Origin of the sequence: Kineococcus esterisolvens (genome assembly GCF_050871405.1) — a bacterium.
Classification (GTDB): domain Bacteria; phylum Actinomycetota; class Actinomycetes; order Actinomycetales; family Kineococcaceae; genus Kineococcus.
Genome location: NZ_JBJLRI010000007.1, coordinates 25,946 through 49,998, shown reverse-complemented (window position 1 = coordinate 49,998; position 24,053 = coordinate 25,946). Strand labels below are relative to the sequence as shown.

Annotated in this window: 26 protein-coding genes; 8 read left to right on the top strand and 18 right to left on the bottom strand. The window is 76.8% G+C overall.

What is annotated here, in order from left to right; genetic code table 11:
- Positions 1-142: 142 nt before the first annotated feature.
- Positions 143-592 (bottom strand): ATP-binding protein, encoded by a 450-nt coding sequence (locus ACRYR8_RS04510; RefSeq protein ID WP_432482884.1) that lies wholly within the window; start codon positions 590-592, stop codon positions 143-145.
- Positions 593-827: 235 nt separating this feature from the next.
- Between ACRYR8_RS04510 and ACRYR8_RS04505 the strand changes: the two genes are divergently transcribed.
- Positions 828-1,775, top strand: coding sequence for a glucosyl-3-phosphoglycerate synthase (locus tag ACRYR8_RS04505; RefSeq protein ID WP_432482883.1), 948 nt, complete (start codon positions 828-830; stop codon positions 1,773-1,775).
- Positions 1,776-1,832: 57 nt separating this feature from the next.
- On the opposite strand, the gene ACRYR8_RS04500 is transcribed toward ACRYR8_RS04505, so the two are convergent.
- Together ACRYR8_RS04500 and ACRYR8_RS04495 are read right to left on the bottom strand one after the other, a co-directional pair.
- The gene (locus ACRYR8_RS04500; RefSeq protein WP_432482882.1) at positions 1,833-2,156 is read right to left on the bottom strand and encodes a rhodanese-like domain-containing protein; all 324 of its coding nucleotides are present in this window, start codon (positions 2,154-2,156) and stop codon (positions 1,833-1,835) included.
- 17 nt (positions 2,157-2,173) lie between these two features.
- A complete protein-coding gene (locus ACRYR8_RS04495) occupies positions 2,174-4,264 on the bottom strand; it encodes a HelD family protein (RefSeq protein ID WP_432482881.1) in 2,091 nt (696 codons plus the stop codon).
- Between the two features lie 249 nt (positions 4,265-4,513).
- Here ACRYR8_RS04495 and ACRYR8_RS04490 point away from each other — a divergent pair, with 249 nt between their 5' ends.
- Positions 4,514-5,056 carry an SSI family serine proteinase inhibitor gene (locus tag ACRYR8_RS04490; RefSeq protein WP_432482880.1) on the top strand — a complete coding sequence of 181 codons (543 nt, stop codon included), beginning with the start codon at positions 4,514-4,516 and terminating at the stop codon, positions 5,054-5,056.
- A 56-nt stretch (positions 5,057-5,112) separates the two neighbouring features.
- Here the strand turns inward: ACRYR8_RS04490 and ACRYR8_RS04485 are convergent, their stop codons facing one another.
- From ACRYR8_RS04485 to gndA, 8 genes are all read right to left on the bottom strand, one after another.
- Positions 5,113-6,030 (bottom strand): LGFP repeat-containing protein, encoded by a 918-nt coding sequence (locus ACRYR8_RS04485; RefSeq protein WP_432482879.1) that lies wholly within the window; start codon positions 6,028-6,030, stop codon positions 5,113-5,115.
- 159 nt (positions 6,031-6,189) lie between these two features.
- Positions 6,190-6,519 (bottom strand): hypothetical protein, encoded by a 330-nt coding sequence (locus tag ACRYR8_RS04480; RefSeq protein ID WP_432482878.1) that lies wholly within the window; start codon positions 6,517-6,519, stop codon positions 6,190-6,192.
- A complete protein-coding gene (locus tag ACRYR8_RS04475) occupies positions 6,516-7,472 on the bottom strand; it encodes a helix-turn-helix domain-containing protein (RefSeq protein WP_432482877.1) in 957 nt (318 codons plus the stop codon). The genes ACRYR8_RS04480 and ACRYR8_RS04475 overlap by 4 nt, the downstream gene beginning before the upstream one ends.
- A gap of 155 nt (positions 7,473-7,627) precedes the next feature.
- Complete coding sequence (locus tag ACRYR8_RS04470; protein WP_432482876.1) at positions 7,628-8,194, bottom strand: GNAT family N-acetyltransferase; 567 nt, start codon at positions 8,192-8,194, stop codon at positions 7,628-7,630.
- A gap of 37 nt (positions 8,195-8,231) precedes the next feature.
- Positions 8,232-9,290: an NADP-dependent oxidoreductase gene (locus ACRYR8_RS04465; protein ID WP_432482875.1), complete on the bottom strand. Its 1,059-nt coding sequence runs from the start codon at positions 9,288-9,290 to the stop codon at positions 8,232-8,234.
- Between the two features lie 165 nt (positions 9,291-9,455).
- The gene (locus ACRYR8_RS04460) at positions 9,456-9,716 is read right to left on the bottom strand and encodes a hypothetical protein (protein ID WP_432482874.1); all 261 of its coding nucleotides are present in this window, start codon (positions 9,714-9,716) and stop codon (positions 9,456-9,458) included.
- A gap of 187 nt (positions 9,717-9,903) precedes the next feature.
- The gene (locus tag ACRYR8_RS04455) at positions 9,904-11,328 is read right to left on the bottom strand and encodes a glucose-6-phosphate dehydrogenase (protein ID WP_432482873.1); all 1,425 of its coding nucleotides are present in this window, start codon (positions 11,326-11,328) and stop codon (positions 9,904-9,906) included.
- Positions 11,329-11,365: 37 nt separating this feature from the next.
- The gene (gene gndA, locus ACRYR8_RS04450; protein ID WP_432482872.1) at positions 11,366-12,841 is read right to left on the bottom strand and encodes an NADP-dependent phosphogluconate dehydrogenase; all 1,476 of its coding nucleotides are present in this window, start codon (positions 12,839-12,841) and stop codon (positions 11,366-11,368) included.
- Positions 12,842-13,063: 222 nt separating this feature from the next.
- Here gndA and ACRYR8_RS04445 point away from each other — a divergent pair, with 222 nt between their 5' ends.
- Positions 13,064-13,717: a DUF6198 family protein gene (locus tag ACRYR8_RS04445; protein WP_432482871.1), complete on the top strand. Its 654-nt coding sequence runs from the start codon at positions 13,064-13,066 to the stop codon at positions 13,715-13,717.
- Positions 13,718-13,754: 37 nt separating this feature from the next.
- Here ACRYR8_RS04445 and ACRYR8_RS04440 read toward each other — a convergent pair whose 3' ends face one another.
- The 3 genes from ACRYR8_RS04440 to ACRYR8_RS04430 form a co-directional block, all read right to left on the bottom strand.
- Complete coding sequence (locus tag ACRYR8_RS04440) at positions 13,755-13,952, bottom strand: hypothetical protein (protein ID WP_432482870.1); 198 nt, start codon at positions 13,950-13,952, stop codon at positions 13,755-13,757.
- Positions 13,953-14,152: 200 nt separating this feature from the next.
- Complete coding sequence (locus ACRYR8_RS04435) at positions 14,153-16,294, bottom strand: PP2C family protein-serine/threonine phosphatase (RefSeq protein ID WP_432482869.1); 2,142 nt, start codon at positions 16,292-16,294, stop codon at positions 14,153-14,155.
- A gap of 97 nt (positions 16,295-16,391) precedes the next feature.
- Positions 16,392-17,180 (bottom strand): sulfite exporter TauE/SafE family protein, encoded by a 789-nt coding sequence (locus ACRYR8_RS04430; RefSeq protein WP_432482868.1) that lies wholly within the window; start codon positions 17,178-17,180, stop codon positions 16,392-16,394.
- Positions 17,181-17,646: 466 nt separating this feature from the next.
- Here ACRYR8_RS04430 and ACRYR8_RS04425 point away from each other — a divergent pair, with 466 nt between their 5' ends.
- Complete coding sequence (locus ACRYR8_RS04425; protein ID WP_432482867.1) at positions 17,647-18,264, top strand: TMEM165/GDT1 family protein; 618 nt, start codon at positions 17,647-17,649, stop codon at positions 18,262-18,264.
- Positions 18,265-18,419: 155 nt separating this feature from the next.
- Positions 18,420-18,806, top strand: a complete 387-nt coding sequence (locus tag ACRYR8_RS04420) for an ATP-binding protein (RefSeq protein WP_432482866.1) — start codon at positions 18,420-18,422, stop codon at positions 18,804-18,806.
- A 3-nt stretch (positions 18,807-18,809) separates the two neighbouring features.
- On the opposite strand, the gene ACRYR8_RS04415 is transcribed toward ACRYR8_RS04420, so the two are convergent.
- The 3 genes from ACRYR8_RS04415 to ACRYR8_RS04405 are packed head-to-tail and all read right to left on the bottom strand — an operon-like array spanning position 18,810 to position 20,787.
- The gene (locus ACRYR8_RS04415; RefSeq protein WP_432482865.1) at positions 18,810-20,012 is read right to left on the bottom strand and encodes an MFS transporter; all 1,203 of its coding nucleotides are present in this window, start codon (positions 20,010-20,012) and stop codon (positions 18,810-18,812) included.
- Positions 20,009-20,428, bottom strand: coding sequence for a hypothetical protein (locus ACRYR8_RS04410; RefSeq protein ID WP_432482864.1), 420 nt, complete (start codon positions 20,426-20,428; stop codon positions 20,009-20,011). Before ACRYR8_RS04410 ends, ACRYR8_RS04415 begins: the two co-directional genes overlap by 4 nt.
- Complete coding sequence (locus tag ACRYR8_RS04405; RefSeq protein WP_432482863.1) at positions 20,425-20,787, bottom strand: hypothetical protein; 363 nt, start codon at positions 20,785-20,787, stop codon at positions 20,425-20,427. Before ACRYR8_RS04405 ends, ACRYR8_RS04410 begins: the two co-directional genes overlap by 4 nt.
- Before the next feature lie 161 nt (positions 20,788-20,948).
- Between ACRYR8_RS04405 and ACRYR8_RS04400 the strand changes: the two genes are divergently transcribed.
- Positions 20,949-22,037: an alkene reductase gene (locus ACRYR8_RS04400; protein ID WP_432482862.1), complete on the top strand. Its 1,089-nt coding sequence runs from the start codon at positions 20,949-20,951 to the stop codon at positions 22,035-22,037.
- Between the two features lie 37 nt (positions 22,038-22,074).
- On the opposite strand, the gene ACRYR8_RS04395 is transcribed toward ACRYR8_RS04400, so the two are convergent.
- A complete protein-coding gene (locus ACRYR8_RS04395) occupies positions 22,075-22,821 on the bottom strand; it encodes a sulfite exporter TauE/SafE family protein (RefSeq protein WP_432482861.1) in 747 nt (248 codons plus the stop codon).
- Between the two features lie 85 nt (positions 22,822-22,906).
- Here ACRYR8_RS04395 and ACRYR8_RS04390 point away from each other — a divergent pair, with 85 nt between their 5' ends.
- Complete coding sequence (locus tag ACRYR8_RS04390; protein ID WP_432482860.1) at positions 22,907-23,395, top strand: hypothetical protein; 489 nt, start codon at positions 22,907-22,909, stop codon at positions 23,393-23,395.
- Entirely contained in the window at positions 23,392-23,928 is a 537-nt protein-coding gene (locus ACRYR8_RS04385) for an ATP-binding protein (protein WP_432482859.1), read from the top strand. Before ACRYR8_RS04390 ends, ACRYR8_RS04385 begins: the two co-directional genes overlap by 4 nt.
- Positions 23,929-24,053 lie beyond the last annotated feature (125 nt).

Here is a 24,053-nt window from a genome sequence, read left to right as displayed (position 1 = left end):
TCCCCCCGGCTCGGGACGCCGGTGCTCTCCGGCGCCGTCACCCCCAGGCTATCCCGCTGAGCGACCGATCCCCGGCTCCCCGTAGCTGGAACGGGTGCACACCGGCGTCACCCGGCTCGATCGGCGCGGGTCCGGTGCGGGCTCAACGCGGGTGCAGGCGCGTCGGGCCGCCGAAGGACGCCCACACCGTGCGGCTGAGGTCGTCCACGTTCTCGACGACGCCCCACTCGTCGGCCAGACCCGCCACGATGCGCAGGCCCCGCCCCGACGTCGACCCGTCGTCCACCGCGCGCGGGCTCACCACCCGCCCCGGGGCACCGCCGTCGGTCACGGCGATCTCCACGTGCGCGCCGCTCTCGCGGGTCACCAGGCACTGCACGTGGATCTCCCCGCCGCACAGCGGGCGCGCGTGGCGCACCGAGTTCCCCACGATCTCCGACACGACGATCTCGATCTCGGCGGTCGCCTCCGCGTCCAGCCCCGCACCGTCCAGCACGGAGCGCACCGCGCGCCGGGCCCTGGGGACGGACGCGGCGTCGTGCTCGAACGACGACCAGTGCGTCGCCGGCACCGGGCCAACTCCCGTCGGCATCCGCCCTCCCGCCCTGCCGCCCACCTGACGGCACCGTAGGTACCCGAGGCGCGCCCCGGCCAAACCTGCCGGCGCCCGCCTCCCCCTCCAGGGTGCCCCTCACCACCCGTCCGGCCCAGCAGCGACCCGCCACCGGTGCCGTGTGACGCTCACGTGAACTCCTCCCCCGGCTCCTGTCGCAGCGCGCGCACGCGTGCCACCGTGGCCGGGAGGGTCACCGACCAGGAGGTGCTGCGTGAAGCTGCCCGTGCAGACGTGGTTCGACCGGTCGACGTCCCGCGCCCGGGACTGGCCCGTCGCCCGGCTGCGCGCCGACAAGGGGCGCACCCGCGTCAGCGTGGTGCTGCCCGCGCTCGACGAGGAGCCCACCGTCGGCGGCGTGGTGCGGATGGTGCGGCGCCTGGCGGAGGAGACCGGCCTGGTCGACGAGGTCGTCGTCATGGACTCAGGCTCCACCGACGGCACCGCCGAGACCGCGCGCGCCGCCGGCGCGGACGTGCACCACCGCGACGACGTCCTGCCCGAGCTGGGCTCGCGCCCCGGCAAGGGCGAGGTGCTGTGGAAGTCGCTGGCGGTGACCTCCGGCGACGTCGTCGTCTTCGTCGACGCCGACCTGGTGGACCCGCAGCCGCAGCTGGTCACCGGCCTGCTCGGCCCGCTGCTGGCCGACCCCGGTGTGGAACTCGTCAAGGGCTGCTACGACCGCCCCCTGCAGGGGGCGGGCGACGCCTCCGGGGGGCGGGTCACCGAGCTGGTCGCCCGCCCGCTCATCAACCGCTACTTCCCCGAGCTGGCCGGGCTCGTGCAGCCGCTCGCCGGGGAGTACGCCGGGCGCCGCCGGCTGCTGGAGGCCGTCCCGTTCTGCGGCGGCTACGGCGTGGAGATCGCGATGCTCATCGACACCCTGCGCCTGCGCGGGCTGCAGTCCATCGCCCAGGTCGACCTCGGGCGGCGGCGGCACAGCCACCAGGACACCGCCGCGCTGGGCCGGATGGCCGCGCAGATCAGCCACGTCGTGCACGAGCGCGCCCTCGGCCCCACCGGGGAGCGGCCCGCGGTCACCCAGTTCGCGCGCGACGAGTACGGGCGCTACGCCCCCGTCACGCACGTCCTGGACGTCGGCGAACGCCCACCGATGATCACCGTGGACGGGTACGCCGGGCGCATCGCCAGGGTCTCGTGAACCGTCCGCTCCCGGTGACCGAGCCGGTCACCGGGGTGGGCCGGGACCCCGAGGTCCTCAGCGGACGAAGGGCTCCTCGCCCGTCTCGGAGACCATCGGGCGCCCGGCGTCCGCCCACGCCCCCATGCCCCCCTCGACGTTGACGACGTCGTAGCCGTTCTGGCTCAGCCACTGCGCCACGCGCAGCGAGCGCCCGCCGGCGCGGCACACGACGTGCAGCTCGCCCTCGGGCAGCTCGGCGAGGCGCTGCGGCACCTCGCTCATGGGGATGTGCAGGGCGCCGTCGGCGTGCCCGGCCTGCCACTCGTCGTCCTCGCGGACGTCGAGGAGGGTGGCGTCGGCGGGGACGGCGGCGGCGTTGACGGAGGGGACCTCGGACATGCCGGGGAGCCTACGGCTCATCGCAGCCGCTCGGGCAGGGGACGGGCGTGCACGACGGTGAGCGCGGTCACGGCGCGGGTCAGTGCCACGTACAGCCGGCGCAGGCCGGTGCGCTCGTCGGGCTCGCCGGCCACGACGTCGGCGGGCTCGAGCACCACGACCCGGTCGAACTCCAGGCCCTTGACGAGGGTGGCGGGCACGAGGGAGACCCGCTCGGGCAGCTCGCCGTCCTGCTCCCCGGCCGCGTCCCGCACCGCGTCGAGGCGGGTGGTGGGCACGCCGGCAGCGGCGAGGGCGCTCGCGGCCGCGTCCGCGGCGGCGTCGGCGACGACGAGGCCGATCGAGCCCTCCTCGCGCAGCAGGCCGGCGACGACGGCCACCGCCTCGGCCAGCGCGTCGCCGTCGACGGCCAGCACGTCCAGGCGGCCGGGGTCGGGCCGCACCGAGCGCGGCACGGTCAGCTCGGGCGCGATGACGGGCAGCAGCCGGGCGGCGTAGTCGATGACGGCCGAGGGCACGCGGAAACCGCGGTCGAGGACCTCCAGGTGCCCGCCGGGCTTGCCGAGGTGGGCCAGCACCTCGCTCCAGGAGCGCGCCGACCACGGGGTCGTGCCCTGCGCGATGTCGCCCAGGACGGTGGCGGCGCCGGTGGAGCAGCGCCGGCCGACCGCGCGCAGCTGCATCGGGGACAGGTCCTGCGCCTCGTCGAGCACGACGTGGGCGCGCGAGGGGGTGCGGGTGAGCTGGTCGGCGACCTCGTCGAGCACCACGGCGTCGGCGGTGGTCCAGCGGGCGGACCCGGCGCTGCGCGGGGGCCGTTCCCACAGCAGCAGGGCCCGCTCGGCGTCGTCGAGGACGCCGTCGGAGCAGGCGGCCAGGAACTCCCCGTCGGACAGCAGCCGGTGCAGCACCTTCGCGGGGTCCTGGGCGGGCATCAGCCGCTTCACGGCGCGCTTGACGTCGGCGCTGCGGGCCACGGCGTCCTGCACGGCGTCGTCGGGGGAGTCGCCGGCGGCCTCGAACAGCTGCAGGACGGCGTGGGCGAGGCGCTGCGGCAGCAGGGCGCGGGCGGCCTCGTAGCGGATGCCCCGTGAGGCGAGCTCGTCGAGCAGCTCGCGCACCCGGTACCCGGGCACCCGCCAGCGGCGCGAACCGCGCGGCAGCACGAACGCGCCGCCGTCCAGGACCAGCGCCGGGTCGCCCACCGCCGCCCACACGGCGCGGCGCGCGACCTCCGCCAGGCGCGCGTCGCCCTTGAGGGCGGCGACCCCGGTGGGCTCGGCGGCGCGCACCCGCACCTCCCCGCGCCCGCCGCCGGGGCGGGTGACGAGGTCGGTGACGGTGGCCTGCTCCACCCGCACCTCCCCCAGCGCGGGCAGCACGGCGCCGATGTGCTGCAGGAACGCCCGGTTGGGGCCGACGACGAGGACGCCCTGGCGGGTGAGGCGCTCGCGGTGGGCGTACAGCAGCCACGCCGCGCGGTGCAGGCCCACGGCAGTCTTGCCGGTGCCGGGAGCGCCCTGCACGCACACGGTGGTGGACGCGTCGGCGCGCACGAGGGCGTCCTGCTCGGGCTGGATGGTGGCGACGATGTCGCGCATCGGCCCGGACCGGGGCCGCTCGACCTCGCGGGCGAGGATCCGCGAGGCGCGTTCGTCCTCCCCGGGCGCGGGGTCGGTGAGGTGCTCGTCCTCGTGGGCGGTGAGCCGGCCGTGCTCGACGCCGAAGCGGCGGCGCAGGCGCACGTCGCCGCGCTCGGCGCGGCTGGCGCGGTAGAACCCGCGGGAGACGTCGGCGCGCCAGTCCACGACCACGGGGTCGCCGGCGGCGTCGGTGACGTGGCGGCGGCCGATGTGCAGGACCTCGCCGGAGTCGTGGTCGGTGCGGCCGAAGAACAGGGCGGTGGACGGGGCGTCCACGAGGCTCGCGGCGCGCCGGTGCAGGGCGGCGGCGAGGGCGGCGTCGGCGACGGGGTCGCCGCCGTCGGCGGTCAGGGACAGCGCGTGCTCGCGCATGCGGGTCAGCTCGGCGCGGGCGCGGTCGAGGTGGCGCTGCTCGACGGCGAGCACGCCGGTGTCGTCGGGGGTTTCCCGGGCGGGGGCGGGCACGGTTCCTCCTGGGGTCCGGGGAGCCCGGTGATCGTGCCAGAACCGTTGCAGGACAACAACGTTGCGATCACGGAGCCGTCCGCGGGAGGATCTTGCAGGGGCTGGCCGCCGGATCCTGGCACGGCAAAACTGCCAATCGTACGCCCCGCTCCGTCACCGAGCGGCACCGGCCCGGGGAACCACCCGGTGCCCCGCCACGTCCCACCACCGGCGCCCCACCGGGGGCGCGCACGCACCCGGGAGGCGACGATGACCGGCACGAGCACTGCGCGCAGGCACCCGCGGGGCGCGCTCGCCCTGGCGGCGGCCCTGGCGATCACCGGTGCCGCGGCGTGCGGCCAGCAGCAGGCGGGAGGTCCAGCGGTGAGCAGCACGTCCGGCAGCACCCCCGGCGACGGGGTGACGCCCACGCCCGGGACCGGCACGGCGCCGAGCAGCGCCGGCGGGTCCCTCACGGTGACCGTCGACGACGGCTCCGGCGGCACCAGCACCTGGACCCTGACGTGCGCGCCGGACGGCACCGCGGGCGGCGACCACCCCGACGCCGCCGCCGCCTGCGCCGCGCTCACCGCGGTGCAGCAGCCGTTCGCGCCGGTCCCGAAGGACCGCGTGTGCACCCAGGTCTACGGCGGGCCGCAACGGGCCACCGTCACCGGCACCTGGGGCGGCGGGGAGGTCTCGGCCACCTTCGAGCGCACCGACGGCTGCCAGATCGCCCGGTGGGACCGGGTGGCGCCCCTGCTGCAGCCGGGCGCACCTGCGGGCGCGGGGAGCTCGCCGGGACCGACCTGAGCCGTGGCGGCGCACGCCCCGGACCACCGCGTCCGCCCCGCGCGCCGCCGTGGTCGTCAGCCGGTGAACTCCACGTCCTCGACGACGGCGGCCCCGGCGCGCAGGCCGATGCCCAGGTGCACGTCGACCCCGTGCTGCACGGGGGAACCCGGCCGCGCCGGCACGTGGTAGACGCACTCGATCCCGCTGGTGGTGTCCGCGACCGGCTGCTCCGTGCGTGCGCAGCCGTCCGCCGTCGCGGGCGAGTACGGGGTGGCGAGGAGCTCACCGACCACGGCGTTCACGGCGTAGGTCGCCATCACGTCGCCCCGGCGCAGTTCCCACCCGCGCACGAGGCAGCCGGCGGCCTGCTCCGGCGTGGCGCGGTTGTACGGCGCGGGGCAGCCGGTCACCCCGGAGTCCCCCGCCACGGTGACCCCGTCCCGAGGCGTCCACCGCATCGAGCCGCCCTGGAAGTCGCTGCGCCTGCCACCGGGGACGTCGTGCTCGTCGCCGGTGGGGAACCCGAAGGTCCCCGCCTCCCAGCCGTGCTCCGCCCAGGCGTCGCGGATCGCGCCGTGCACCTCGTGCGCGCCGGTCGCCGGGGACCAGTACACCGAGCCGCCCTGGAAGTGGTTGTACGCCCCCGCCCCGTCCGGGGTCCGCGTCTCGTCGGTCACCGGCATGCCCAGGAACCCGGCCTCCCACCCACCGGCCGCCCAGGAGTCGCGGATCGCGCCGTGCACCTCGTGCGCGCCGGTCGCCGGGGACCAGTAGATCGAGCCGTCCCGGAAGTGGACGTATGCGCCGCGACCGTCCGGGGTGCGCAGTTCGCCGGTGACGGGTTCCCCGAGCAACCCCTGCGGTCCGCCGAGCGCCTCGTAGTGCGCCCCGATCTCCCCTCCGACGCGCGGGTCGGCCTGGGCCGGTGCGGCGAGGACGGTGATGGCGAGCGCGGCGGCGACCGCACCGACGGCGCGGGTGGTGTTCTTCACGTGTTCTCCTGACGGGACCGGCGTGCGCCGGGTGGGGACGGGTGGCCGGGCGTGCCGCACCGGCAGCGGGGAACCGCTCACCGCGACCGTGGCGCAGGTCGGCGTCCAGCGGGGAGGCCCGGGCAGTACCCCCCTCCCCCGGCGGGCCGCCGGGGTCGCTCAGGGGCGACGGGGCGGTACCGCGCGACGCACGCTCAGGTGCTCGATGCGGTCCCGCCGCCAGCGGGCCTCCACGACGCGCCGCTGAACCCCTCCCGCCGCGCGCACCTCGACGAGCAACGCACGCCCGGCCGGCGGGGGTTCCACGAGGCGCACCCGCAGGTGCGCACCGATCACCTCCCGGGTGTTCCACTCCGCGACCTGCAGCAACCCCCGGTAGAGGCGGCCGTCGTCGTCGACGACGGCGTCGTCGGTGAAGGCGTCCAGGAACCCCTCGGTGTCCTCGGCGTTCACCGAATCCAGCAGCACCTCCAGACCTGCTCCGCTCACGCGCCCGCCCCGCGGCCGGTGCGCCGGTGCTCGGCGAGCAGACGGTCGAGCACCTCGCGCGATCCCGTGCCGGCCACCGGGGAGAACACGGCGAGGACGAGCTCGTCCCCGGGCGGCTGCAGCGACTCGTAGTCGAAGGCGAACTCCCCCGCCCACGGGTGGCGCATCCGTTCCCGGCCGTGGGCGGTGCCCCGGACCTGCGGGACCGCCCACATGCGGCGGAACTCGTCACTGGCGGGCAGCAGCTCGGCCACCAGTTCCTGCACCCGCTCGTCGCCGGGGTGCAGGGACGACTGCACGTGCAGGCCGGCCACGGTCCGGGCGGCCCCCTCCTCCCAGTCGATGAGGAGTTCGCGCGCGTACGGGTCGAGGAAGTGCCAGCGCACGAGGTTGTCGATGGTCGCCACGGATCGTCCCGGGGGCGTGGCCAGCACCCTCCACGGCAGGTTGGCCGCCACCACGTCCAGGCAGGGGTTCGCCAGGAACGCGGGTGCCGGGTGGTCCTCGACCAGCGCCAGGAGGCCCGCCCGGACGGCTGCGCTCGCGCGTGGTTGCCGCCGCGCTCCCCTCGGGCTCCGCGGCGCGGCGAGCCGGCGCAGGTGCTCGTCCTCCTCGGGCCGCAGGTGCAGGGCGCGCGACAGGGAGTTCAGGACGGCGCCGGAGACCTCGCCCACCCGGCCCTGCTCGATGCGGGTGTAGTAGTCCAGGCTCACGTCGGCCAGGTCGGCGACCTCCTGCCGCCGCAGCCCCGGGACCCGCCGCGCGCTCGCCGGAGCCGGCAACCCCACGTCCTGCGGCCGGCGGTGGTTGCGCACCGCGCGCAGGAAGTCGCCGAGCACCACCGCGCTGCTCGCGTCGGTGGGCGCGGCGGCGGTCTGCTGCTCGACCCGGGGTGCGGGGAAGCGGCCGTCCCCCCGTTCACCAGCGCGCTCCTGCGGTTGCACGGTGCGCACCAGTGCTCCTCCCCCGCCTCGGTGGCGCGCCGGTGGTTCCGGCGCGGGTTCTCGCTCCCCCACCCGGCGCAGCGGCCGCGCGCCCGCGAGGCCCCGCGCAGCCCCCGGCGGGTACCCGATCACGGTACGTGGGAACCGGGTGCTGCGAGGGGTGTTCACGGGGTCCCGGGCAGGGGGCTCGCCGCCTGCCGTCCGGTCCCGGGCGACGTGCGGGGCGGCGAGGTGAACACCAGGTCGGCGTAGTCCTCGGCGTGCCGGCGGATCCACGCGGCGACGAACGGGCACAGCGGCACGACGCGCAGCCCCCGGCGGCGGACGTCGTCCAGCGCGCCGCGCACGAGCGCCGAGCCGACGCCGCGGCCCTCGTGCCCGGGCAGGACCTCGGTGTGCGAGAACACCAGGAACTGCTGCGTGGGCAGGTACTCGGCGATCGCCGCAAGCTCACCGTCCACGTGGGCCTCGTAGCGGTGCTCGGCGGGGTCGTCGCGCACGACGACCGGCCCGGCGGCGGTCCCCTCGGCCGGGACGTGCTCGGCGGCGTGGTCGATCTCGATCTGCAGCTCGTCCGGCCCGCGGTCGGCGCGGGCGACGACGTCGGCCCAGCGCGCCGCGACGAGGGCGCGGCGCCGCTCCCTGGCCCGTTCCACCCGGGACCGCACGACCGCGGTGGCCAGGCGCAGTTCCGCCGCGGCGCGGCGCGATCCCTCCGGTGCCGCGCTCACGCGGGGCCCCCCTCGAACGTGACCGTGCCCATCGTCATCAGTCCTCCCACCGGCGGGTGCGTGCCGGAAGATCGATCCCGGGTTCCGTGAGTTCCGTGAGTTCCGCGCGCCGCACCGCCGGGGCGACGTGCAGGACCCGCTTGCCGCGCACGTGCCGGGCGGCGAGGTCGCGGTAGGCGTCCTGCACCGCCGACAGCGGGTAGGTGGCCGCGATCGGCACGCTCAGCTGGCCCGCGACGACCAGCCGCGCCAGCTCTCCCCACACGGTGCGGGTGTCCGCCTGCTCCTGCGCGTCGTGGCGCACCCCGTACCGCTGCACCGCTGCGCCGTCGGCGGTGGTGTCGATCCGGTGCGCGGGCACCCCGAGCGCGAGGGCGACGTCCACGGTGGGCGGCCCGAAGGTGTCGACGCAGGCGTGCAGGCCCCCGGGTGCCGCGGCCCGCACCCGCTCCAGCAGCCCGGGGCCGTAGCGCACCGGCACCGCACCCAGGGAGGTGAGGAAACCCGCGTTGGCCTCACCCGCGGTCCCGACCACGCGGGCCCCGCGCAGCAGCACGAGCTGCGTCGCGACGACGCCGACCCCTCCGGCGGCCGCGGAGACGAGGACCGTCTCCCCCGCCCGGGGGTCCACCGCCCCCACGGCCGCCCACGCGGTGGCGCCCGCCCCGGCGAGGGTGGCGGCCTCGTCCCAGCCGAGCGCGGCGGGTTTGAGCGCCAGCCGATCGGCGCCGACGACGACGAAGTCCGCCTGCGCCGCCCGCGGGCTGAAACCCAGCACGGCGTCGCCGACGGCGAGCCCGCGCACGCCCTGCCCCACCTCGGCCACGACACCGGAGAAGTCGTTGCCCTGCCCCTCGGGGAAGTCGGCCGGCCACAGGTCGGCGAAGACGCCCTCGCGGATCCCGATCTCCCCGGGGTTCAGCGCGGCGGAGACGACCTCCACCACCACGCCCCCGGGGGGTGCGGACGGGCGCGGCACCTCCACGACCTCCAGCACCTCCGGGCCGCCGTAGCGGCGGAACCGCACGGCCCGGCTCAGCCGCCCCCCGGCCACGACGGAACCGCCCCTGCCCGTCCCCGACACCGCGATGCCCACCACAGTCCTCCTCCGAGCGCGCCGAGCTCGAAGTGTCGGGGGGGCCAGCGACCGCGTGGGAGGCCCGGGCAGTCCTACCCGGGAGGGCACGCCCCGGTGGCCCTCCCGGACGCCACCGCGGGTCGCGCTCGACCGCCGCGCCGCGACCCCCCGGTCCCGGCCCGCTCAGGCGGCGCGGTGGGTGCCCGCCCGGCGGGCGCGGCGCTCGTCCAGGTGGACGACCCGGGCGCGCGAGGCCTGCTCGGCGCGCTCGGCCTCGACGGCGAGGCGGCTCGCCTCGCCGAAGGCGGCGCCGCGCGGGGCGACGAGCAGCCGCCCGTCACGGCGGCCCTCCTCGGCAGCGCACCCGGCCAGCGCGGCGGTCAGCACGAGACCGAACCCCACCAGCGTTCCCACGACCAGCAGCACCCCCGTCAGCACGTCCACGGCGACCCCTCCTCGGCTCACGGGGCGGACCCGCCCGACCCGTACCTCCAGGGTGCGCCGGGAAGGGTGTGCCGCGGATCGGTCCGGGGTGTGAAGTCCCCCGTCATCCCCCGGGTGGACCACGTCCGCCACGCGGCGCGGTCGACCCCCCACCCCCTGCCCCCGGGAGGGCCGGGAGCGGGACCCGTCAGTGCTGGGTGAGCCAGCCGTAGGGGGCGGCGAGCTCGTCGGCGGCCTCCGGGCCCCACGTGCCCGCCTCGTACGGGTGCAGCTCGCCGCGCTGCTGCAGCAGCGGGGTCACCACCCGCCACGCGTCGCGCAGCCCCGCCGACGTGGTGAACAGGGCCCGGTCGCCGATGAGGACGTCGCGCAGCAGCGCCGCGTACGGCGGCAGCGGCTCGGCGTCGGGCAGCTCGGCCAGGTCCAGGTGGAGCCGGCCCGGCACCAGGTCGTCGGAGACGCCCGGGCGGCGGGCCGTGACACCCGCCCACACGGTGCCGTTGCCGCTGAGGGTGAAGGTGATCGTCTCCGGGCGGTCCGGGCGCTGCCCCGGCCCGTGCTGCAGCGCGGTCGGCGGGCGCAGCACCAGGGTGACGTGCTGGTGGCTCTCGGCCAGCTTCTTGCCGGTGCGCAGCACGAACGGCACCCCGCGCCAGCGGTCGTTGTCCACCCACACCCGCGCCGCCACGAACGTGTCCGTGCCGGACTCGTCGTCCACGTGCTCCAGGTGGCGGTAGCCGCTGCTCTGGCCCAGCACCACCTCGGACGGGTCGATCGGCCGGAAGCACGCCAGCACCGCCTCGCGCGCCTCCTGCAGCGCGTCCGGGCCCGGGCCCGCCGGGGGCTCGGCCGCGACCTCCGCCGCGACCTGCAGCAGGTGGGTGACGAGCATGTCCAGGGTGGCGCCGGTGGCGTCGTAGAACTGGGCGCGCTCGTCCACCCCGAGGGTCTCGGGCACGTCGATCTGCACCTGCGCGACGTGCTCGGCGCTCCACACCTGCTCGAACAGCCGGTTGGCGAAGCGCAGCACGTGCAGCTGCTGGGTCGCCTCCTTGCCGAGGAAGTGGTCGATGCGGAAGACCTGCTCCTCGTCGAACACCGACTGCACCAGCTCGTCGAGCTGCTCGAAGGACTCCGGGGAGGTGCCGTAGGGCTTCTCGTAGACCACGCGCGAGCCCTCGGCCAGGCCGTGGGCGGCGATCGCACGGGTGTAGTCGTCGAACGTCGAGGGCGGCAGCGCCAGGTAGTGCACGAGCTGCGCGTCCTCGCCGAGCTCGCCGCGGACCTGCTCCAGCACCTCCAGCAGCTCGCCGGGGTCGGACTCGCTGAACCCGCCGCCGGCGAAGCGCAGCCCGGCCGCGACCTCGTCCAGCACGTCGTCGTCGAGGCCCTTGCCGAACTCGCGCAGCCCCTCGACCACGTGCCGGCGGTACTCCTCGTCGCTCACCGGGCGGCGGCCGCTGCCGACGAGCGTCCAGCGCTCGGGCAGCAGGCCGGCCGCGGCCAGCGCCGCGAAACCCGGCATGACCAGGCGCTTGGCCAGGTCGCCGGTGGCGCCGTACAGCACGAAGACGGTCGGGGTGGACCGGTGCTCACCGGGCGCGTCGCTCATCGTGTCCTCGCTCTCGGGGTGGTGGGGCGGCGGCGTCTCAGGCGGGGTGCTCGGCGCCGTCGCCGGCCCACTCCACGTGGAAGGAACCCTCGCGGTCGGTGCGCTTGTAGGTGTGCGCGCCGAACAGGTCGCGCAGCCCCTGGACCAGCGCCGCCGAGGAGCGCGGGCGGCGCAGGCCGTCGTAGTGCGCCAGCGCCGAGGAGAAGCCGGGCGCGGGGATGCCGTGCGCCACCGAGTGCTGCACGACGCGGCGCCACGCCTCCTGGCCGTTGGCCACGGCCTCGGCGAAGTACGGGTCCAGCAGCAGGGAGGGCAGGTCGGGCCGGTTCGCGTAGGCGTCCTTGATCCGGTCGAGGAACTTCGCGCGGATGATGCAGCCGCCGCGCCAGATCGTCGCCATCGCGCCCGGGTCGATGCCCCAGCCGTACTCCTCGGAACCCGCCCTGATCATGTCGAAGCCCTGCGCGTAGGCGACGACCTTCGACGCGTACAGCGCCGCGCGCACGTCGTCGACGAACGCCTCCGCGTCGCCCTCGGCGACGAACGGGCCGTCCTCCGCAGGCCCCGGCAGCACGCCCTGCGCGGCCTCGCGCTGCTCGGCGTGCCCGGACAGGGCGCGGGCGAAGACGGCCTCGGCGATGCCGGAGACGGGGGTGCCCAGGTCCAGGGCGGTCTGCACCGTCCAGCGGCCGGTGCCCTTCTGCTCGGCCTCGTCGAGGATGACGTCGACCAGCGCGACGCCGTCCTGCGTGGGGTCCTCCTTGGCGAGCACCTGCGCGGTGATCTCGATGAGGAAGGACTCCAGGTCCCCGGAGTTCCAGGAGGTGAACACCTCGGCGAGCTGGGCGGGGGTGCGGCCCAGGCCGTGGCGCAGCAGGTCGTACGCCTCGGCGATGAGCTGCATGTCGGCGTACTCGATGCCGTTGTGGACCATCTTCACGAAGTGGCCGGCGCCGTCGGGGCCGACGTGGGTGGAGCACGGGGTGCCGTCCACCGAGACGGCGATGTCGGCGAGGATCGGGCCGAGCTTGGCGTAGGAGTGCTCGGAGCCGCCCGGCATGATCGACGGGCCCAGCAGCGCGCCCTCCTCACCGCCGGAGACGCCGACGCCGGCGAAGTGGATGCCCTGCTCGCGCAGCGCGGCCTCGCGGCGGCGGGTGTCGGCGAAGTGGGCGTTGCCGGCGTCGACGATGATGTCGCCCTCGCTCAGCAGCGGCGCCAGCTCGTCGATGACGGCGTCGGTGGGGCCGCCGGCCTTCACCATGACGATCACCGTGCGGGGGGACTCCAGGGAGTCGACGAACTCCTGCGCCGAGTACGCCGGGACGAAGGTGCCCTCGTGCCCGAACTCCTCGACCAGGGCCCTGGTGCGCGCGTCGCTGCGGTTGTGCACCGCGGTCACGTACCCGTGCCGGGCGATGTTGCGGGCGAGGTTGCGCCCCATCGTCGCCAGGCCCGTGACACCGATCTGGGCCTTCACCTGGGGAGCCGCCTGCTGCGTGGTCTCGGTCACCCGCGGGAGTCTTCCACGGCCGGCCCGCGCCCCAGCACCCCCCGGCGCCCACCGGCGTGACGGGGGCGAAAACTCTTCCTCACGGCCCGGCGCCGGCGCGGTGAGGACCGCCCGCGGCGCACCCGCCCGCACGGCGCACCCGCCGCGCACCTGCGAAGCTGGCGGGACCCCGGACGTCGAAGCAGCGGCGCACGCCCGCGCACACCCATGACGAGGAACCACGTGAGCGCCCGCACCACTCCCCCCGGTCCCCCCGCACGCCCCGGGCGCCGCCGCCCGCCGCCGCGGCGGGTCGCCCAGTTCCTCGCCGGCCTGGCGATGTGCGCGGCCGGCGTCTGGGGCTCGCTGCAGGTGCACCTCGGCGTGGCGTCCTGGGACGTCCTGCACGCCGGTGTCGCCGACCGCACCGGCCTGTCCTACGGCACCGTCGTGGCCGGGGTGGGGGTGCTGGTGGTCCTGGTGTCCCTGGTGCTGGGCGTGCGCCCGCGGCTGGGCACCCTCGTCAACGTGGTGGCGATCGCAGCCGCGCTGGACGCCCTGCTGGCCTCGTCGTGGCTGGACGGGCTGGGTTCCGCACCCGCGGCGGTGCGCGTGGCGGTGCTGGCTGCCTCGGTGCTCTTCCTGGGGTTCGGCGGCGCCCTCTACATCGGCGCCGGGCTGGGCAGCGGCCCGCGCGACAGCCTCATGGTGGCCTGCCACCTGCGCGGCTGGCCGGTGGGCCGTTCCCGCGCCCTCATCGAGGTGGGGGTCGTGGCGCTGGGGTGGCTGCTCGGCGGGCCCGTCGGGGTGGGCACCGTGGTGATGGCGCTGGCCCTGGGGCCGGTCACCCAGTTCGCGTTCCGGGTGCTGCGGCAGTCGCCGGCCGCGGGCACCTGACCCGTCGCGGGCGCCCGGCCCGTCGCGGTCGCGGCGGTCAAGCCCCGGCCCCGGGCCCCCCGTCCCCGGGGCGCGCGCGGCGGCGGGGCACGACGGTGCCGGTCAGCGGCAGGCGCCGGATCGCGACACCGCGCACCTTGCGGCGGTTGGCCGCGGCGACGCGCTCGCTGAGGAGGATGGCCCGGCGCAGGGCGCGGCCGGGGAGCTCCGGGACGGGCTCCGGTCGTCCTGGCACGGCCCGCCTCCGTTCGTCGCGCGGCGCCGTCCGTGTCGCCGCGTGGTCGTGCGCCCCCGGGGCGCTGGTGGCCCGGGGGAACGTCCTGTGTAGCGGACCGGCTGCGGCCGTGCCACCGAGACGACGCTCCCGGCCCACGTGCTCCACGCAGCGTGCCGAGACCACCACGGGGAGCTGATCCGTCGGCGTGTTCCGCGTCGTCAGTCCCGCGTCAGCGGGGTGGGCGGGTGCGGCGGGACGCGGTGGGGACCGGCCTCGGCGGGGCGCGGCCGGCCCAGCGGGTGCAGGCGCACCCCGACGAGCGCCACGTCGTCGTCGTGGCCGGCGGGCACGAGCCGGGCCAGGATCTCGTCGCACAGCGCCTCCAGCTCCAGGTGCGCCAGCTCCGCGACCACGTCCTGCAGCCGCGCCAGGCCGTCCTCCAGGGACGCGCCCCGGCGCTCCACGAGCCCGTCGGTGTACAGCAGCAGCGTCGAGCCGCGGTCCACGGTGATCGCCGCGTCGGAGCGCCGCGCGGTGGGGTCCACGCCCAGCAGCAGCTGCGGGGGGTGCACCGCCAGCGAGCTGACCGTGCCGTCGGGGGCCAGCAGCACCGGCGGCAGGTGCCCGGCGCTGGACCAGCGCAGCCGGGCCACGTCCCGCTCGCGGTCGTCGACGACCTGCTCCAGGCGGGCCACGAGCGCGGTGGCGGTGGTGTCCACGGCCAGGCCCTGCATCGTGGCGTCCAGGCTGGTCAGGACCGTGGCCGGGCCGGTGCCGCTGGAGTAGGCGATGCCGCGCAGCAGGCTGCGCACCTGGCTCATCGCGGCCGCGGCCTCGATGTCGTGACCCATGACGTCGCCGATGACCAGGACCGTCGCCCCGTCGGGGGTGAGGAACGCGTCGTACCAGTCGCCGCCGATCTGCGCGGCGGCCGCCGCGGGCTGGTAGCGCACGGCGATCTGCACGTGGTCGGGCTCCACGGGAGCCGTCAGCAGGCTGCGCTGCAGGCCCTCCGCCATGCGGTGCTGGTGCGTGTACAGGCGGGCGTTGTCGAGAGCCACCCCGGCCCGGTCGGCGACCTGCAGCGCGGTCAGCAGGTCCTGCGGCGGCATGGGCGCGCGCCCGGGGCCGCGGAACAGGCTGACCAGCCCGACGGTGCGGCCGCGCGCCGGCAGCGGCAGCATCGCGAACGACTCCGGGGCGAGCAGGCGCACGAGGTCGCGCGCCTGCTCCTCGGCCACCACGTCCAGCAGGGCGGCGGTGCCGTCGCGCTCCACGGTGACGGGGCGGCCGGTGCGCAGGGCGCGGTGCAGGAAGGAGCGTTCGTCCAGCGCGGGCAGCCGCGCGTCGCGGTAGGCCGCCACGGCCGGTCGCAGCTCCTCGTCCGAGTGCCAGGAACCGATGTCGCGCAGGGTCCCCTGCTCGTCGACGAGGGTGACGATGCACCAGTCGGCCAGTCCCGGCACGAGGTGCTGGGCCAGGCGGCCGACGGCCTCCTCGGTGTCCAGCGTGGCCGACAGGTCCTCGCCCACCCGCACCAGCAGCCCCAGGCGGTCGGCGGCCTCCTCCGCGCGCCGGCGGGCCTCCTCGGCCTCCTCCTGCGCTCGTCGGCGCACGGTGATGTCGAGGAAGTACACCGACAGCCCGTCGGGGCCGGGCCACGCCCGCACCTCGTACCAACGGTCCAGCGGCGGCGGGTAGTACGCCTCGAAGGCCACCGGCTCGCCCGACTCGGCGGCGCGGCGGTACTCGACCCCGAAGACGCTGCCGCGGGCGTCGGGGAACAGCTCCCACACGTCGCCGCCGAGCAGCTCAGCGCGGGAGCGGCCCAGCAGCCGCTCGGCCTCGGCGTTGACGTAGCTGAAGCGCCAGTCGCGGTCGAGGGAGCAGAAGGCCGACGGCATCGTCTCCAGCACGCGGGAGGTCCGGGCGTCGGCGTCGCGGGTGTCGGTGGTGTCGTAGGCGGCGCCGAGGACGCGCACCGCGCGGCCCGCTCCGTCGGGCAGGGCCCGCCCGCGGGCGCGCACCCAGCGCGTGACGCCGCCGGGCAGCACGACGCGGTACTCGGCGTCGAACTCCCCGCACGTCTCGGCGCACCGGGCGAGGGCCCGGGTCACGCGCGGCAGGTCGTCGGGGTGCACGCGCTCGTTGAACGCCTCGATGCTCTCGCGGAAGGTGGAGCGGTCGTGGCCGAACAGTTCGAGCAGGCGGTCGTCCCAGGTGAGGTGCCCGGTGACCAGGTCCCAGTCGAAGCCGCCGACGCCGCCGGCGGAGATCGCCAGCTGCCAGCGCAGGCGCTCCACCTCCTGCTCGACGGTCAGGTGCGTCGCGTCGCCACCCCGAGGCGTCACACCGCTCACCGCGCCACCTCCGCTCGTGCTCGGGCGGGGCCGTCCCAGCCGCTGTCCAGCGTAGGCGAGCGGGGCGGACCACCCGGCCCGTGGTGATCGGGCCGGCTCAGCCGCCGAGGACCTGCCGGCCGAGGCGGACCACGAGCACCGCCACCACGGCGAGGAACACGCCCCGCACGAACCGGCTGCCGGCGGAGACGGCGGTGCGCGCGCCCAGGTAGCCGCCGAGGAGGTTCGCGACGCCCATGAGCAGCCCGAGCCGCCACAGCACCGCGCCGTGGGCGGCGAAGACGACGAGCGCCCCCACGTTGGTGGCCAGGTTGACGATCTTCGCGGTGGCGCTGGCCTGCAGGAACGCGTAGCCGAGCAGGCCGACGAGGGCGAAGACGAGGAAGGCGCCGGTGCCGGGGCCGGCGATGCCGTCGTAGAAGCCGATGACGGCTCCGGTGAGCGCGGCGACGACGGTGTGCCGGTGCCCGCTGAAACGCAGCGCGGTGACGTCACCCAGGTCCGGCTTGAGCAGCGTGTACGCCGCCACGAGGACGAGGGCGACGAGGATGACGGGGGTGAGGACCCCGTCGGGCACGGCCGCCGCGCACAGCGCCCCGCCGGCGGCGCCGAGCGCTGCGACCACGGCGGTGGGCACGGCCGTGCGCAGCGGCGGGTGCACGCGGCGGTAGTAGGTCGCGGCGCTGGTGCCGGTGCCCATCGCCCCGGCCAGCTTGTTGGTGGCCAGGGCCTGCACGGGGTCCATGCCGGGCACGAGCAGCAGCGCGGGCAGCTGCACCAGGCCACCGCCGCCGACGACGGCGTCGATCCAGCCGGCACCGAAGGCCGCGAGGACGAGCAGGGCGAGGGTGGCCGGCCCGAGGGCGGCGAGGGTCTCGGCGCTCACGGGCGGCCGACCGCGCGCGGGGCGGGGGGTCGCAGCACCCGCACAGCCTGGCAGGGGCGGCGGGCGCGGAGGTTTCGCCGCGCCGAACCCGCGACCCTGGCGGCCGGGGGTCCCGCCGACCGGTGGGCCGCGGGCCGGACGGGCAGCGCCCCGAAGAAACCGATCCTCCCGAACCCTTGCGGTGCAACGCTTCTCGTCGGCACGGCGGGGGCCGGAGCGGTCGCCGGTGGAGGATTTCCCCCGGCCGCGGCGGGTGTGCTGGAATGGCCGCGACGAGGGGGAGTAGCCCGCACGTCACCGGTCGACACGCTGGCCCCCGGGCCCGGCCGGTGGGCCCGCAGCGCGGGTGGGCGAGACCTTCGGCACCGTTCACGCCCACGCACCGCCGGCGCACGCCGGGGTGCCCGTGGCGCGTGCGTGCCGGGCTCCCGCCGCGGCGCGCGGCGCCGGAGAGGAACCGCCCACCGTGGATGCCGCCGTCGTCCTGGCCAGCTTCCTGCCCGTGCTCCTGCTGGAGCTGCCGGACAAGACCTTCGTGGCGACCCTCGTCCTGGCCACCCGCTTCCGCCCGCTGACCGCGTGGGCGGGTGTCGCCCTGGCGTTCGCGGTGCAGACGGGCATCGCCGTGGTCGCGGGCCGGTTGCTGGCGCAGCTGCCGGACCGCCCGGTGGCGGCCGTGGCGGCGCTGCTGTTCGCCGTGGGCGCGGTGACCCTGTTCCGCGGCGCGGCGAAGGCGCGCGCCGCCGAGGAGGAGGCGCTGCACGAGTACGAGCGCAAGGTGCGCGGCGGGGCGCGCGGCGTGCGGGCGGTGCTGACGTGCTTCGGGGTGGTGTTCCTGGCCGAGTGGGGGGACCTGTCCCAGCTGTTCACCGCGGGTCTGGCGGCCCGCTACGAGGACCCGGTCTCGGTCTTCGCGGGGGCGTGGGCGGCGCTGCTGGTGGTGTCGGGGCTGGCGGCCGCGGCGGGCGCGACCCTGATGCGGCGGCTGAGCGTGGCGACGGTCAGCCGCGTGGGCGGCGTGGTGTGCAGCGTGCTGGCCGTGCTGACGGTCCTGGAGGTCGCGGGTGTGGACCTGCCGGTGTGAGGCGCCGGACCGGCAGGGCGCGGGGACAACCGGCCGATCGGGTGATTGACTGTCAGTCACGCGCTGATGACTGTGCTCACACGGTCCTCGGCGTGACGGACGATCGCGTCGCGGGCCCGCCGCGGCGCCCGAGGGCAGCGGGGGGTCGAGGGCCGGTGTTCCACGTGGTCCTCCCGCCCTCACCGCGCTCCGTCGGCGTCGCCCGCTGGCTCGTCACGGAGTGGTGCGCGCCCTGGGTGAAGGCCTCGCAGGTCTCCGAGGACACCGTCGACGCGCTGCTGCTGCTGGCCAGCGAGGTCGTCACCAACGCCGTCGTGCACGGCTCCGGGATGGTCCGGGTGGCGCTGGCCCGCCGGGGGTCCTCGCTGCGGCTGGAGGTCTCCGACGAGGGCGGCGGCATGCCGCTCATCGGCGCGCAGCGCGCGGACGCCGAGAGCGGGCGCGGCATGGCGATGGTGGAGCTGCTGTCCAGCCGCTGGGGCACCGAGCTGGACGAGGGCCCGCTGGGCAAGAAGGTGTGGTTCGAGCTCGCCACCACGTGAGGTTCAGCCCGCGGCGCGGACCACCTCGTCGGCACCGGCCCGCCGCGCCGCCACCGCCTGCGCGGCCGCGGCCGCCGCCACGAGCACCAGCGGCACCGCCCACGACCCGGTCGCCGCGTGCAGGGCGCCCACCAGCACCGGGCCCGCCGCCGCCAGCAGGTACCCGGCGGACTGCGCCATGCCGGACAGCGCCACCGCCCCCGCGGCGTCCGCGGCGCGCGAGGCGGTGGCCGCCAGGGCGAGCACCAGGGCCGCTCCCCCGCCCAGGCCGACGAGGCCGACGCCCAGCGGGACCAGCGCACGGGCCGCCCCGCCGGTGGCGGCCAGCAGCAGGGCGAGGCCGGCGAGCTCCACCAGCGCGGCGCCCACCATCGTGCGCCTCGTGCCCACCGGACCGCGGGTCAGGGCGGGCACGAGGAACCCCGCGGTGACGCCGGCCCCCTGCAGCAGGGTGAGCTGCCAGCCCGCGCTCACCGCGTCCAGCCCGGAACGCTCCTGCAGCAGCGTGGGCAGCCACGTCAGCAGGCAGTAGAAGACGAACGACTGGGCGCCCATGTGGGCGGTCACCGCCCACGCCAGCGGCGAGCGCCACGGCACCGGTGCCCGCCGCGCACCCGCCGGCGCGCCGGCCCGGCCGCGCAGCAGCGGCGCCCACAGCACCGCGGCGAGCAGCGCCGGCAGCGCCCACACGGCCAGGGCGGTGCGCCACCCGCCGGGCAGGTGCGCGCTCAGCGGCACGGCCGTGCCGGAGGCCGCGCCGCCGGCGAGCTGCATGGCGACGAGGTAGCCGCTGGTGACCAGGGCGAGGCGGGTGGGGAAGCCGGTGCGCACCACCCCCGGCAGCAGGACGTTGGCGACGGCGATGGCGACGCCGATCAGGGCCGTGCCGGCGAACAGCGGAGCTGCGCCGGGCACCCAGCGCAGCGCCGCCCCGGCCACGAGCACCACCAGGGCGGCCACGACGGTGGGCTGCACGCCGAGGCGGCCCGCCACGCGCGGCACGACCCCGGAGGCCAGGGCGAACGCGATCAGCGGCAGGGACGTCAGCAGGCCCGCGGCGGTGGCGCCCAGGCCGGTGTCGGTGGACACCTGCGCCAGCACGGGGCCCACCCCGGTCAGCGGCGAGCGCATGGAGCACGCCGTCAGCAGCACGGCGAGCAGGAGCAGCCCGCCGGCGCGCCGGGAGGGGGCGGCGGCCGCGCTCACGGCCGTGCGGGGTGACGGGACTCGGACCGCAGGTAGACCAGGCCCAGCACGGGCAGGACGAGGGGGATGAACAGGTAGCCGCGCCCGTAGCCGGACCAGACGGTGGAGTCGGGGAACGCCGCGGCGTCGACGAGGCTGAGGGTGCCGACGGCGAGCACGCCGAGCAGCTCGACGGTGCAGGCGGCCCACGCGGCGCGCCGCCACCCGGCGCCGGTGCGGGCCAGGCCGAGGGTGGCCAGGACGTACACGGCGCCGGCGAACGCCGAGAGCGAGTACGCCAGCGGTGCCTCGGCGAAGCGGGTGGCGATCTGCACGCTCGCGCGGGAGACGGCGGCCACGGCGAAGACGGCGTACAGGGCGACGAGGACGCGCCCCAGGCCGGTGACGCGCCGCGGCGGGGCGGCGGGGGCGCTCACCGCGTCACCTGGAACAGCAGGAACGCGCGGTAGGCGATGACGACGACGGCCAGGCAGGCGACCAGCAGCACGAGGACGCTGGCGCGGGAGCGGTCGGCGAGGGCCCAGAACGCGCCGGCGGGCAGCGCGAACGGCGCCACGACGAGGTAGGCGATCGACGTGGCGAGCTCGACGGGCCGCGGGCCGCTCACCAGCGTCGCGACGCCGTCGACGACGAGGACCAGCACCGCCAGCTCGACGACGGCCAGCCCGGCGAGGAGGGGCCGCCCGACGCGGCGGTCGCGGGCGGCGGTGAGGGCCGCCCATCCGCCCACGACCACGGCGAGGCCGCAGACGACGGCGACGAGGGTTCCGGACACGGTCGAGGACTCTACGAGGCCGCCGGCGGGGCCCGGTCGTCAGGACGAGCGCGCCGGCGCCCGTCCGGGGGACGCGGGGAAGGATGCTCGCGGCAACGGGGTTGCTCCGCAGGTACGACCGGCGGGGACCCCGCCGGCCCCGACGGAAGGACACCGACCCCGTGGACCTGTTCTCGCCCGTGACCCTCGGCGACCTGCAGCTGCCGAACCGGGTCGTCATGGCCCCGCTGACGCGGATGCGCGCGGAGGCCGACGGCACGCCGAACGAGCTGATCGCCGAGCACTACGCGCAGCGCGCGAGCACCGGCCTGATCGTGACCGAGGGCACGTTCCCGAGCGCCGAGTCGCGCGCGTACGCGGGCCAGCCGGGCATCGTCACGCCCGCGCACGTCGAGGGGTGGCGCCGCGTGGCGGACGCGGTGCACGCCCGCGGCGGGCGCCTGTTCATGCAGGTCATGCACGGCGGGCGCGTCTCGCACACCGCCATCACCGGGACCGACCGGATCGTGGCGCCCAGCGCGATCGCGATCCAGGGCGAGGCGCACCTGCCCGACGGCACCAAGGCGCCGTACCCGGTGCCGCACGCGCTGACCACCGCGGAGATCCGCTCCGTGGTCGAGGACGTGGTCTCGGCGTCGCGGCGCGCGGTGGAGGCCGGCCTGGACGGCGTGGAGGTCCACAGCGCCAACGGCTACCTGCTGCACGAGTTCCTGGCCCCGGGCTCGAACCGGCGCGACGACGAGTACGGCGGCTCGCCGGAGAACCGCGCCCGCCTGAGCATCGAGGTCGCCGCCGCGGTCGCCGAGGCCGTCGGCGCCGGCCGGGTGGGCATCCGCATCTCCCCCGCCCACAACATCCAGGACGCGTGGGAGCAGGACCCCGCGGACGTGGAGGCGACGTACCAGGCGCTCGTGGAGGGCCTGCGCCCGCTCGGCCTGGCGTACCTCAGCGTCCTGCACCCCGACCCCGCCGGGGACCTGGTGCAGGGCCTGCGCAAGCGGTTCGAGGGCCACCTGATGGCGAACAGCGGTTTCGGCGTGGTGACCACCCGCCAGGACGCCGTGGACCTGATCGCCGACGGCGTCGCCGACTCGGTCGCGGTGGGGCGCATGGTCATCGCGAACCCGGACCTGGTGGAGCGCTGGGCCGGCGGGCACCCGGAGAACGAGCCGAACCCGGCGACGTTCTACGCCCCCGGCGCCACGGGGTACACCGACTACCCGTTCCTGGACGGGCGCACCACCGCCTGACGCGCACGGCCCGGCCGGGGACGCGTCCCCGGCCGGGTCAGGCGCCGGACCACAACCGCACGGCGAGCGCGAAACCCGCCACGGCGATGGCGACGCGCAGCACGCGCGGGTCCAGGTGCCGCACCACGACGGGACCGATCCGGCCGCCCAGCAGGCAGCCGGTCCCCAGGGCCAGCGCCGCCGCCCACGCCACGTCGGCGAACAGCGCGAAGCCCACCGCGGCGACCACGTTCGCGCCGCCCACCAGCACGTTCTTCAGGGCGTTGTTGCGCGCCAGGGTCTGCGCGTACAGCACCTCCACGAGCGCCAGCAGCACCACCCCGGCCGCCGCGCCGAAGTAGCCGCCGTAGACGCCGACGGCGAAGAGCGCCAGCAGCGCGAGCGGGTTGCGCGCCGAGAGCCGCCCGGGCCGCAACCGCTGCACGCGCGGCTGCAGCAGCAGCAGGGTGGATGCGAGCGCCACGAGGAACGGCACGACCTGCTCGAAGGAGCCCTCCGGCAGCCCCAGCAGCAGCAGGCACCCGGTGGCGCCTCCGGCGGCGGCCACCGGCAGGAGCCGGGCGATCCGCCGCCCCTGCCCGCGCAGCTCCGGACGGGCCCCGACGGTGGCCCCCACGGTGGTGCCGAACAGCGCCACCGTGTTGGTGACGTTCGCGGTGAGCGGCGGCATCCCCGTCAGCAGCAGCGCCGGGTAGGACACCAGCGACGCCAGGCCCGCGGTGGAACCCACCAGACCCGCCCCCACCCCGGCGGCGAGCAGCAGCAGGACCTCCGCGGGTGGCACCGCGCGATCCAAGCAGAGGGCGTGCGGCCCCCGCCCCCGCCCCCTGCACCGGGCGGGCGGGGCCTCGCCGTGCCAAGCTCGAGGGGTGGGCGGAGACGCGGGAGTGGTGGCGGTGCACCTGCTCGGTGTGCCCCTGCGGCTGCGGGAGGCGTTCAACGACCACACCCAGGAGCTGCTGCGGGAGCTGGCGCTGGTGCAGATCGGCGCCGACCACGAGCACGTCGGGGCCCTGCCGCAGCGGCTGCTGCGGCTGGCCGAGGACGTGGAGAGCACGTACGCCTCCTTCCAGGAGCGGCCGGTGGCCGCCCTGGAGGCCGCCTCGGCGGCTGGGCGGGAGTTCGCGGACGTCACCTACGAGGTGCCCGCGCGGGCCGGCGCCTTCACCCGGCACCTGCTGGACGTGCTGGAGCAGGCCGACGACTTCTGCCGGGAGCAGCAGCTGCTGACCCTGCCGGCCCCGCCGGCGCTGGTGGCCTACCGCCGGTGGCTCCTCGGGGAGTTCACCCGCCAGCTGGCAGGGGCGGAGCCCCGGCCGTGGGCGGGCACCGGGGCGACGGGGGTGGCTGCACCGTGACGCGGGACGTGACGCCGGGGGGCGAGCAGGCCGGGGAGGACCGCGAGACCCGGCGGGCGCGCGAGCGCGCGCCGGGGGTGACCAGGTCGGTGGAGCCGCTGCTGCTGGACCCGCTGGCCAGCACCGTGGCCGCGGCGCGCCGCCACGTGCGCCTCGCCCTGCAGGAGCTGGACGCCGACGAGCTGGAGGAGTCCGCCGAGCTGGGCGTCTCGGAGCTGGTGACCAACGCCCTGCTGCACGCGCGCACCCCCTTCAGCGTCGGCGTGTGCGTGATGCCCTCCGGCAGGGTGCGCATCGGCGTCACGGACACCTCCGGGAGGGCGTTGCGGCTGCGGCGCCCGGGCACGGCGGCCACCACCGGGCGCGGCCTGCGCCTGCTGGAGTCGGTGTCGACGGCGTGGGGCGTGGAAGCGCTGCCCGAGGAGCGCGGCGGCGGCAAGACGGTGTGGTTCGAGCCGGCGGAGTCGATGACCGACGCCGGTTTCGCCGCCGACAGCTGGAGCGCCGAGGTGGAGGGCCTGCTCGAGGCGTGAGGCGCGCCGCCGGGCCGCTGCGGGGGCGTCCGGTTGCCGACCCCGCCGGAGCCTGCTGCCATTCACGGGGGCCCGGTCCCGGGCCCGGTGACGTGGAAGGCGGTGAGGACAGCGGAGACCGTGAC